Raw genomic sequence first — 10,137 nt, forward strand, 5'->3', positions numbered from 1 at the left:
AGTCTCACAGATTTCATTAAAAATAAAATGCGCGATGGATATAAATGGAATGAGGTCAGTAAGCTAACACTTTCAGATTTGAAATTAATGAATTACGTCTTTGAAGAAAAGCAGACAACCATTGATAAAGCATTCCCATTCTTATTCTAGATGCCATATAAATTAAAAGTAAAAACAGATGGCAAAGAAACAATCTATGAACGAAAAGAAGCCCCAATGCTTGAAAATCTATTAGATGCATTAAAGGTTCAACGTCAAGAAATAGTGATGTACTCTGATCCCAAAAAATTGCCAACAGATAAAGATAATGAACGATTATTAAGTTTACGGGCTGAGTTTGCTGCTAATTTTTGGAAGAATGGATTGACTAAAAAGGATGTTCTTTCAGGAGTTACGGCTATAGAAGGGTTAATTAGCATTGTTAATGCAATTAATGAAACTCTCGGTTCTCCTCTAAGTGAAGATGACTTAGAAGAGAAAAAGGATAACGAAAAGCCAAAAAAATAAATGGGAACACCAAATGCAAAAGTTGCTAAGTTTGGAGCCTCTAATTTTGAATACGGGGTACTAGACGAGAATGAAAAGATTAAAGATACCCGAAAGATGAGCGGGTTAAGTGAAGTTAAGCTGGAGCTGACTAACGAATTAAAGACGTTAGCAGCCGATGACGGCCCTTACTTGGTTCTTTCTGGTGGAATTACCGAAGCTAAGGAAACCATCAACCTTTATGATATTGATTCCATCATGAAGAAAGACTTGTATGGAATTGATATTCAGAACGGTACAGAAGTTTATACTAAGAATCTTGTACCAAATTATGTTGCTACTATGTTCCGGACAAAGCTTTCAAACGGGAAGCATTGTTGGGTTGGTTTAACCAAGGGGATGTTCTCCTTACCAGGTATTTCAATCAAGACTCAGGACGGTGCTCCAGACCCAGAAGCAGATGAAATTGAAGGTAATTTTGTTCCGCGTGGGGATGCGGATACTGGAACCATCCTTTTAATCGGTCGGGAAGATAATGAAGGATTTGATTTTGCTAAGTTCCATGCAATGGTCTTTGGGGAAGAAGCTCCAGTAACTGATCCAACCAGTACAAAAGATACTAAACCAGAAACTGTTGTTGATAAAGGGTAAATGAAAACTCCAGAGATGCAAGTAGCCGATTATCTAACGAATGATGAGCGCCTAGTCGCGATGATGGATAAGTTGCGACAAGATAAATTATCATATGTTCCAATTTTTACTAGTACGCCTGATGATCCATTTATTAAAGCGAGTTCAGCACCGTGGATTCGGATCACCCCTATACCTGGGGATGATGCAATCTATAGTGACGATGCTCGCTTTTTTGAATACCCACGTGTACAAGTTGATTTTTGGATTCGTGAAGAAAATGATGACCGGCTAATGGATGTTCAAGAACGAATATATGAAACCCTCCACAGTCATGGCTTTGAACGTTACTACAAGAATTCTTATCCGGATCCGGACTTGGATAATTGCATAATGGTCACAGCTAACTTTGAAGGGTTTGAAGAAAGGAATGATATTTAAATGGCAGTGACCGGTGAAGCAGAGTTGATTGCTAACTTAACTAAACTTGAAAAGACGGAAGAAAAGAAGGCACGAAAAGCAACGCGTGATGGTGCTAAAGTCTTTCAAGAGAAATTAAAAGAAGTTACTCCAGTTGCAAAAAGTGGCGATCACTCTAATATGACCCCTTTAGCCGAACATACCAAACACGGTAATTTGAAGACTAATGATGGTGATTACTCAATGGATGTTGGTTATGACAAAGAAAAAGGTTGGATTGCTCACTTTCCCAATGCGGGAACTTCTAAACAACATCCACAGCACTTTATTGAAAAAGCGCGGGCACAATCTAAAAAAGAGATACTTGCTAAATATATTGAGGACTTGAAAGTATGAGTGTGGGCAGAAGTTCCTAAGCTGTCAGTCCGTGAATTTGTCCAAAACAGTTCAAACGTGGGGTTCAGAAAAGAATCACCCACGTTTTTAATTGCCTTCAAAACTCTTAAGGAAATTCAATCGAATTGGTTAATTAACTGGCGAGGAAAATGGTATGAAATCACGGGAATGGATCCTGATTATGCAAAGCGGGATCTAACTAAAATTACCGCTCAGGAGGTTATTCAAAATGGCAGTGACCGGTGAATGGAGACAGACCACACTTTCTCGAGTGATAAACAATTCTTTGCCAATCTAAAAAACTACTGCAAAATTGACCAGGACTTTGATGATGAAATTCTTAAAATAATTGTTGATGCTGCCGCATTGATGATTGCAAGGGCAATTAAATGGGAGAGTAAGCCTGCTGACTACTCTGACGAACCGCGATTCAAAATTGCACTTATGAAGCAGGTGAAAGAAGACTTCTACGAGCGAGGAATTACTGCAGATAGTTACCGACCAGTTCTTTCATCAGGAATTGATGGCCTTATTAATCAAATAAGTAGTGAGGTGAATACCAATGAAACTACGGAACATGACGGAACGGATAACATTTTACTCAGTCCAAATGGGGATCAATCCGGAAACTCATCGACCGATCAAGGATCAGAAAGTTAAATGTTTCGCGAAAAAATTAAAGAATTGATTGCTCAAAAAGAAGGTAAACGAGCATTAATTAAAGAAAAAACTAATGAAATGCGCCAACTACTCTCAAATGAAGACGCAACTGATGAAGACTTAACACGAGCTAAGTCATTACGTTCTGAAATTGAAGCTGCTGAAAAGGAAGTTCGGAGTATTGAAGATGACCTTAAGCTTTACCGTAAAGCAGCTAAGGGTAATCCAGCTCCAGATCCTCATAAGCGTTCCCAAAATAACGAGGACGAAAATGAAGAAAAACGTAATTTCAACGCATATCTTCACCAAGAACATCGTGATGGTACTACTGGAATTACTTCTTCAGACGCAAGCGTTACTATTCCTGAATCAATCATTTACAATCCTGAAAATGAAATTAAAACAGTAACTGATCTTAGCCAATTTGTTCAAGTATTTAACGCCACAACTGCTTCTGGTAGTTATCCAATTCTTAAAAAGGCAACTGCTCAAATGCATACTGTTGAAGAACTTGCAAAGAATCCTGATCTTCAAAAACCTGAATTTCTTAAGGTAGCATGGCAAATTGAGACCTATCGTGGAGCAATTCCTATTTCACAAGAATCGATTGATGATTCAGCAATTGATTTAACTGGATTAGTTGCTCGAAACGCAAAAGAACAATCCTTAAATACAAAGAATGCGGCTATTGCTACAATTTTTAAGGGATTTTCAGCTAAGACCGTTGATGGCTCTAATGCAATCGATGACCTAAAGAAAATTTGGAATGTCGATTTAGATGTGGCTTACAATAAGATGATTATTGCCAGCCAAAGCTTCTACAACTGGCTTGATACATTGAAAGATAAGAATGGACGTTACTTACTTCAAGATAGTATTTCTAGTCCGTCTGGTAAAGCGGTCTCTGGAATCAACGTTGCTGTAATTGAAGATGACTTATTTGGAGCAAAGGGTGAAGCTCATGCCTTTGTTGGTGATCCATACCGTGCAATTATTTTAGCAAATCGAAAAGATCTCCAGGTACGGTGGGTTGATAATGACATTTATGGTCAATATCTCCAAGCGGTTCTTCGTTTAGATGTGAAGAAGGCCGATGAAAACGCTGGTTACTTTGTTACTGGTCCATCAGCAGCGTCAAAATAAATGAGAACGGCAACTGATGAAGATGATGAACCAGTAATTGAAGGTTATGCAGCCAAATACAATAAGCCATCCGAAGTTTTGGGTGGCTTTACTCGCTTTATTGAGCAAATTGCTCCAGGAGCGTTCGATGATGCTGATATGTCAAATGTAGTAGCAACGATCAATCACGATCCTAACCAGGTACTGGGACGATCAGGGGTGAACATGACTTTATCTTCTGATGCAATTGGCTTGAAATTCACTGTTAAGCCAACTGATACATCATTTGCGCGTGATTTGATTGCCAATATCAAGGCAGGCGTTATTAATCAATGTAGCTTTGCCTTCACAGTGGCCAACACAGATGAGGCCCAAGATTGGGAAGAATCTGACCAGGATGGAGTTGATTATGAACGAACTATTCGACAAATTGATCGTTTGTTCGATGTATCAGTAGTTACAACACCTGCTTATCCAGATACAGAAGTTCAGGTTGGTCAGCGTTCAATCAATATGGTTAAGCAAATGCAAAACCAAGAAAATAAAGATGTTACTGATCAGAAACGTAAAAAGATGTTACGTGAATTAGAACGACAAGAATTATTGAAGACACTCGAAGGAGGAAATTAAGTGTTATTTCATACCGAGAAACGCGACTGGGCACAAGATTATATCGATCAGGGAATTCTTCCGGGGGTTAGCAATATGCCATCTTATAGTGGAATCGGTGCTCTTAGAAACTCTGATGTGCTGACTGCAGTCTCTCATGTTGCTAGTAATGTAGCTCGATTTCCGATTGTCATTTTGGATGATGATAAAAATGCAGTAAAGAATATCAAAAGTGTTGATTATTTGCTGAATAAGCACCCAAACGATATGTTATCTGCTTATCATTGGCGTTTCCTAATGACTGTTAATGCGATTCTAACAGGGGATGGTTTTTCACGGATAATTCGTGATCCTCATACAAAAGTACCTTTAGAAATACAATATTTTCCACCATCGCAAACCTATATTGATGATTCTGATGTGACGAATATTAAATATGAATTTACTCCCATCAATCAAAAAGGCGGTGGCCAAACAATTGTTGTGCCGGCTGAAGATGTAATTCATTTTATGTTCTTTACCTACGATGGTATTCATGGCCGGTCGCCATTGTTGTCTTTGGCTGATGAGATTGGGTTACAGGATGATGGAATTAAAACATTACGGCGGTTCTTTAAATCAGGTCTTAAAGGTGGATTGCTAAAAGCTAAGGGTAAGTTAAGTCCGGAAGCGCGTCTTAAAACTAGAAAGGCGTTTGAATATGCGCAAGCTAATAGCAATGCTGGTAGTCCAATTGTTACGGATGATACATTTGATTATTCACCAATTGAGATTGATACCAATGTTTTGCAACTAATTAACAGCAACAACTATTCAACTGCTCAAATTGCCAAAGCGTTGCATATTCCAGCATATAAATTAGCAGTTAATAGTCCTAACCAATCGATTAAACAGTTAAATGAAGACTTCATTACTTCTGATTTACCTTATTACTTCAAGCCGATTGCAAGTAACCTGGAAATGACAATGCTGACTGATCGGCAACGTCATAACTGCCACATCGAATTTGATACACGCAAAGAAACAGGGATGTCAATGGACGATGTACAAAAGGGAGTTACAAATAACGTCATTACTCCTAATGAAGGACGAGTTCGGATGGGGTTAGTTAAATCTGATAATCCAGACTTAGATCGCTTCCAATCAACCTTGAATACTGTCTTCCTTGATAAAAAAGAAGAGTATCAGAAACAATCAACAGCGAAGGGAGGTGGAATCGATGACAAGCGACTTGGAAACTCGACAGTTAATGATGCCAATTCAGATGAGAACGGCAACTGAATGAAGTTCTGGAAATTAAATGAACCAATTATTTTATTCTTATTAGCTTGTATCTGTTTAGCAGTTACAGGCTTTTTATTTTCCACGAAGATTGGCTTACTAATTATTTCAATTGAATTATTCGTAATGGCTTTTATCTCTTATGAAAGGGGGTGAATGATGACTTCGGATTCTAAAAAGGTCGTTCAGTCAGAAAGTCGGTACGATAAGTATATTTTGTGTGCTGATTGGCATGAAATGAATAAACGTTGGTCGACTGATATTTCATTGTTTACTTCTTTTTATGGAGCAGTAACCGTAAACCAAAGTGATCATCTAATTTGTACAGATATAGAAGTACGACATTACATTTGCCCAGATATCGTCGATGGTATTAAAAAGGTTAACGAACTAGAAGTTGATGCCTCGTCTATCCAATTATTATCTGTTGAAGAACTGATGAGTTTAATCAACACCTTTAAAATGCGTATTTGTATAACCAGACATCCCAAATTATTTAGTAATAAGTGTGGTGACTAAATGAATTACGCTAAAGATTATGCTGAAAAGGTCGTGGCTGGCAAAATAATTGCTGGTAAAAAGGTGATTTTAGCTGCAAAAAGATACTTAAATGACCTTAAAAAAGCGGATAATGATGGCTTTGAATACTTTTATGATAATGAACGAGCTAATAAAGTTATTCAATTCATGGAGATACTTCCGGATCCAAAAACAATGCGGGCATATCCTTTAGCAGATTTTCAGCGGTTCATTATTGCTAATATGTATGGCTGGTGGAAAAAAGACAAGCCATCTGAACGGCGCTTCCGAAAAGGAATGTTATCAATGGCTCGAAAGAATGGTAAGTCGATCCTTATTTCCGGCATTGCATTGTATGAGTTCTTGATGGGTAACTCACCCGAATTCTCCCGGCAAATATTTTGTACTGCTAACGACAAAAAGCAAGCGAATATCGTTTTTAATATGATTAAGAAACGTTTGAATGCTCTACGTTCTAGTGATGGTGATACAAAACGTGGAACAAAGGTTAACCGTGACCTTATTAGTAACTTAGATGATTATTCTTATGTTCGTTCTCTTTCTAAGGAAACTGGAACGGTTGATGGTTTTGAACCTCATGTTGGTATCCTGGACGAGTATGCTGCAAGTAAGACCACTGAAATGATGGAATTACTAGAATCCGGTCAGGCCTTACTTCATAACTCACTTATTATGATTATCTCAACAGCCGGCTTTGACTTGAATGTTCCAATGCATACAATTGAATATCCCTATGCGACAAAGGTTTTGAAAGGTGAAATCACTGATGATACTTATTTTGCCTATATTGCTGAACAAGATAATGTATCAGAAGTTGATGATAAAAGAACTTGGATTAAATCCAATCCAATTCTAAGTGTCCCAGCTTTACAAGACCAAGTATATGGGTATTTAGCAAAGCGGTGGAAAGAAGCTAAACAGAAAGGAACAAAGAATTCTGTTCTAGTTAAGAATTTTAATATGTGGCGACAAGCCGAAGAGGATAGTTATATGGATATAGATACTTGGAATGCAGCACAAATTGATCCAATTGACATTGATGGACAACGGGTTTGGTTTGGTATTGACGTTGGTAAATCATCTGACCTCTATGCGATTAGTTGGCTAATTCCTCAAGAGGGTTATTGGTATGCTGATTCTTATGCGTTTGTCGGCACTAAATATGGCTTGGAAGCTAAGATTAAAGCAGACCGCTTAGATTATGTCCGGTTGCAAGGGATGGGCCAATGTGAAATTACAAAGCTTGAATCCGGAGTTATTGATGTTGAACGGGTATATGAGTGGCTGGATGGATTTGTTAGAGAACATAATCTTGATGTTCAGGCAATTTGTTATGACCCGGCACAATATGGAACCTTGTTAACTCAGATTGAAAAAGGTCATCCGGAATGGCAACAAATATCTGTTCGCCAAGGGACATTAACTCTTTCAATGCCAACTAAGCAATTTAGGGATGATGTTTTAGACAAGCGAGTTCGACATTCTGGCAATGAAATTTTGACTGGTGCAATGGCTAACGCGATCCTTAAATCAGATAACAATGGTGTCCGGATTGACAAGAACCGTTATTCAAATAAGATTGATGCTGCTGATGCCTTGCTTGATGCGTATGCTATTTGCTTCCGTGAAAATATTGATGATTATCTAACAGATGAGGATGTGTTTAATGATGACTTCGGATTCTAATTGGCAAGAAAGCAAAAATTATTATCACAGTCAACGGGCCACCTTAGAGTGGTTGAACAAGAAGCAAAATATAAGGCAGAATTTATGGCTGCTGATGGTTTGCCTGAGTTACAAAAGACTCCGCCGGCACATTTAGATAAAGTGGCCAAAGCGGAATACCGGCGAATTATTGGTTCTATCGGAAAGCTGCCATTGCGTAACTTGGACCGGAGCGAATTGGAATTATATTGTACCTGGTACAGCATTTACAAAGATGCTTCCGTTCAATTAAATAAGGAACAGTCCAAGAAAAGAAAGAACATTGCTAAAATCAATAGCGCAATTAAGACAATTGATAAAGCAACCAGGGCAATAAAGGGTCTTGCATCTGATCTTGGGCTTAATGTTAATTCACGTTTGCAGATGAATATGCCACAAACCGACAAGGAAGAGCATCAATCCTTGCGTGATAAGTTTAGGATTTCATGAATGGCTACCGTCTTTTATTTTGCCTTCATACATATTAGAAAGGGGATGAGTATATTGAAACCAACCAAGCTAGCCTTTATCAATGGGAAGCCAACACTAGTATCCTATGACGAGGTAGTTCGCAAGGATAACGACAAAGCATATAACTTCCATCGTAATGTTGAAGAGAATGATTATGTTAAGTTTTATCACTCAACAGAATGGAAGCATAAGCGGCAAGAGATACTTGAACGTGATTATGGATTGTGTCAGCGTTGTGGAATGGATGCAGAACTGGTTGACCATATCATCCCCAGCAAGGACGATTGGAATGATCGACTTAACGATGACAATTTACAATCACTCTGTCAGGGATGCCATAAGATTAAAACGAAACGTGAATGGATGAAACATCATAAAGGATTGGAACGTTATATGAATATCAATATTGTTTGTGGTTTGCCTGCAAGTGGCAAGACAACATATGTAAATCGACACATGACTGAGCATGATCTTATCTATGATTACGATGAGTTAATGCATGCGTTATCTGGTTTACCGATGCAACAAGGTAACCATGACATTCATGATTACATCACACTATTCTTTGATCAGATGTTACGAAAGTTAAAAGCAGAACAGACATTCAATAATGTTTGGATCATCAAGACATTACCAGACAAGCGAATCGATACGTTGCTTAGTAACTATCATCAAATCAATCACATTGTTATCATGACTGATCCAAACGTCTGCGAGGAACGATTACGTGAACGGAAAGAACAAATTTCATTTCAGAAGATTTTGAACGGCTTCAAAACGGCTGATTTTACCGGCTACCGGGTCGTCAAGAATGGATAAATGGTTAGTGAAGCACAGCAAAGAGCCAAGAAAAAATGGGACGATAAGAATAAGGATAAGAACCGGATATATCGTTATCGTTCATATGCTCGTAAGTTTATCCGTGATTTAGCTACTGATGACGACTTGAAAGAACTAGAAGAATTAATACATAAAAGATTAAATGATTAAATGAAAGAGTTTATCTGGAAACATGAGGATGCAGTTATCGTTAATGCTCTCGTAGCAATATCAGTTGCAAGTATCAACTTTGCAATTGCATATGCGATAATAAAAAAAGCTAATCGCAAATAGATGAGTATTGCACTATTAATTGGCAGCAACTTTAATAAAAAAATGATAGGTACCTACATTGAAAAATTCTTTTTTACTGATAAAGGATATTTTAATTGGATAGCTATAACTAGCATAATAGCTATCGGTACTTTTATATGGACAATTTGGTTTAACAATAAAAAGTATAAAGCTGATTTGGTGTCAAAAGGTAGGATAGATTGGATGAATCAAGTTAGACCATTGTATGCTCAATATCTGGCAGCAGTTCCCAAGTATATGTATCTTTACAACAAGGCTATGGTAGATGGAGATAAGCTTGCTAAAGAGTCATTGGATGACAAAATGGATGAGATAAAAAGATTATATTATGAATTAAATTTATATATCCCAAATAATGATTCCAATAAAAGCATACTGGTCGATATAAAGTTGCTATGGGGCGAACTTAGCTATATTGGTGATTACTATGATTATGGTATTAGAAGAAATTACTTTGCCGCCAAAATTAACAAATATAATGGTATGAGTTATGATACAGAAGTAGATAAATATATTTCCAAGTTAATCAATAAGGCTTCGATGGACGGCAACGAATATTTTAAGAATGAATGGGAGAAAATAAAAAAAGGGCAATGAGTGTGCCCACCGTGGATCTTAGCTAGCAATGCGACTCGTTAGCATTGCTATATACCATAATTATCAATGTACGGGTGAAGAAGGAGG

At 37.7% G+C, this 10,137-nt stretch carries 17 protein-coding genes; all 17 read left to right on the forward strand.

All coding sequences use genetic code 11. The features are described 5' to 3' along the window. The first annotated feature begins 150 nt into the window (after window positions 1-150). Genes gpG through HHK02_RS05480 form a run of 17 tightly spaced genes read left to right on the forward strand, consistent with a single transcriptional unit; the run spans window position 151 to window position 10,050 of the window. Complete coding sequence (gpG, locus tag HHK02_RS05405) at window positions 151-507, forward strand: phage tail assembly chaperone G (RefSeq protein WP_086131864.1); 357 nt, start codon at window positions 151-153, stop codon at window positions 505-507. After that, window positions 508-1,137 (forward strand): major tail protein, encoded by a 630-nt coding sequence (locus HHK02_RS05410; protein WP_086131865.1) that lies wholly within the window; start codon window positions 508-510, stop codon window positions 1,135-1,137. It begins immediately after the preceding gene. Beyond that, window positions 1,138-1,557: a hypothetical protein gene (locus tag HHK02_RS05415; RefSeq protein ID WP_003663709.1), complete on the forward strand. Its 420-nt coding sequence runs from the start codon at window positions 1,138-1,140 to the stop codon at window positions 1,555-1,557. Next, the gene (locus HHK02_RS05420) at window positions 1,558-1,932 is read left to right on the forward strand and encodes an HK97-gp10 family putative phage morphogenesis protein (protein WP_003663710.1); all 375 of its coding nucleotides are present in this window, start codon (window positions 1,558-1,560) and stop codon (window positions 1,930-1,932) included. Continuing rightward, window positions 1,933-2,178 (forward strand): phage head completion protein, encoded by a 246-nt coding sequence (locus HHK02_RS05425; protein ID WP_003663711.1) that lies wholly within the window; start codon window positions 1,933-1,935, stop codon window positions 2,176-2,178. Continuing rightward, the gene (locus HHK02_RS05430) at window positions 2,179-2,592 is read left to right on the forward strand and encodes a head-tail connector protein (RefSeq protein WP_181462848.1); all 414 of its coding nucleotides are present in this window, start codon (window positions 2,179-2,181) and stop codon (window positions 2,590-2,592) included. It begins immediately after the preceding gene. Continuing rightward, entirely contained in the window at window positions 2,593-3,735 is a 1,143-nt protein-coding gene (locus tag HHK02_RS05435) for a phage major capsid protein (RefSeq protein WP_181462849.1), read from the forward strand. Beyond that, the gene (locus tag HHK02_RS05440) at window positions 3,736-4,344 is read left to right on the forward strand and encodes an HK97 family phage prohead protease (protein ID WP_181462850.1); all 609 of its coding nucleotides are present in this window, start codon (window positions 3,736-3,738) and stop codon (window positions 4,342-4,344) included. Then, complete coding sequence (locus HHK02_RS05445; RefSeq protein ID WP_085680630.1) at window positions 4,345-5,604, forward strand: phage portal protein; 1,260 nt, start codon at window positions 4,345-4,347, stop codon at window positions 5,602-5,604. Next, window positions 5,605-5,760, forward strand: coding sequence for a DUF1056 family protein (locus tag HHK02_RS05450; protein WP_003670983.1), 156 nt, complete (start codon window positions 5,605-5,607; stop codon window positions 5,758-5,760). Next, window positions 5,761-6,123: a hypothetical protein gene (locus HHK02_RS05455; protein ID WP_003670981.1), complete on the forward strand. Its 363-nt coding sequence runs from the start codon at window positions 5,761-5,763 to the stop codon at window positions 6,121-6,123. Continuing rightward, on the forward strand, window positions 6,124-7,830 hold the full coding sequence (locus tag HHK02_RS05460) for a terminase large subunit (RefSeq protein WP_181462851.1): 1,707 nt from the start codon (window positions 6,124-6,126) through the stop codon (window positions 7,828-7,830). After that, entirely contained in the window at window positions 7,831-8,298 is a 468-nt protein-coding gene (locus HHK02_RS05465; protein ID WP_085680634.1) for a phage terminase small subunit P27 family, read from the forward strand. 45 nt (window positions 8,299-8,343) lie between these two features. Beyond that, window positions 8,344-9,138 (forward strand): HNH endonuclease, encoded by a 795-nt coding sequence (locus tag HHK02_RS05470; RefSeq protein ID WP_180875000.1) that lies wholly within the window; start codon window positions 8,344-8,346, stop codon window positions 9,136-9,138. Continuing rightward, entirely contained in the window at window positions 9,139-9,309 is a 171-nt protein-coding gene (locus HHK02_RS05475; protein ID WP_172397134.1) for a hypothetical protein, read from the forward strand. Continuing rightward, a complete protein-coding gene (locus tag HHK02_RS12885) occupies window positions 9,310-9,432 on the forward strand; it encodes a hypothetical protein (protein WP_003663930.1) in 123 nt (40 codons plus the stop codon). Next, entirely contained in the window at window positions 9,433-10,050 is a 618-nt protein-coding gene (locus HHK02_RS05480; protein WP_152703912.1) for a hypothetical protein, read from the forward strand. The last annotated feature ends 87 nt before the right edge of the window (window positions 10,051-10,137 follow it).

Origin of the sequence: Limosilactobacillus reuteri, from assembly GCF_013694365.1 — a bacterium.
Classification (GTDB): Bacteria; Bacillota; Bacilli; order Lactobacillales; family Lactobacillaceae; genus Limosilactobacillus; species Limosilactobacillus reuteri_E.

Coding starts and splice junctions, on each gene's coding strand:
- gpG (WP_086131864.1), top strand. CDS start 151: ATGCCATATAAATTAAAAGTAAAAACAGATGGCAAAGAAACAATCTAT.
- HHK02_RS05410 (WP_086131865.1), top strand. CDS start 508: ATGGGAACACCAAATGCAAAAGTTGCTAAGTTTGGAGCCTCTAATTTT.
- HHK02_RS05415 (WP_003663709.1), top strand. CDS start 1,138: ATGAAAACTCCAGAGATGCAAGTAGCCGATTATCTAACGAATGATGAG.
- HHK02_RS05420 (WP_003663710.1), top strand. CDS start 1,558: ATGGCAGTGACCGGTGAAGCAGAGTTGATTGCTAACTTAACTAAACTT.
- HHK02_RS05430 (WP_181462848.1), top strand. CDS start 2,179: ATGGAGACAGACCACACTTTCTCGAGTGATAAACAATTCTTTGCCAAT.
- HHK02_RS05435 (WP_181462849.1), top strand. CDS start 2,593: ATGTTTCGCGAAAAAATTAAAGAATTGATTGCTCAAAAAGAAGGTAAA.
- HHK02_RS05440 (WP_181462850.1), top strand. CDS start 3,736: ATGAGAACGGCAACTGATGAAGATGATGAACCAGTAATTGAAGGTTAT.
- HHK02_RS05450 (WP_003670983.1), top strand. CDS start 5,605: ATGAAGTTCTGGAAATTAAATGAACCAATTATTTTATTCTTATTAGCT.
- HHK02_RS05455 (WP_003670981.1), top strand. CDS start 5,761: ATGATGACTTCGGATTCTAAAAAGGTCGTTCAGTCAGAAAGTCGGTAC.
- HHK02_RS05460 (WP_181462851.1), top strand. CDS start 6,124: ATGAATTACGCTAAAGATTATGCTGAAAAGGTCGTGGCTGGCAAAATA.
- HHK02_RS05470 (WP_180875000.1), top strand. CDS start 8,344: ATGAGTATATTGAAACCAACCAAGCTAGCCTTTATCAATGGGAAGCCA.
- HHK02_RS05475 (WP_172397134.1), top strand. CDS start 9,139: ATGGTTAGTGAAGCACAGCAAAGAGCCAAGAAAAAATGGGACGATAAG.
- HHK02_RS12885 (WP_003663930.1), top strand. CDS start 9,310: ATGAAAGAGTTTATCTGGAAACATGAGGATGCAGTTATCGTTAATGCT.
- HHK02_RS05480 (WP_152703912.1), top strand. CDS start 9,433: ATGAGTATTGCACTATTAATTGGCAGCAACTTTAATAAAAAAATGATA.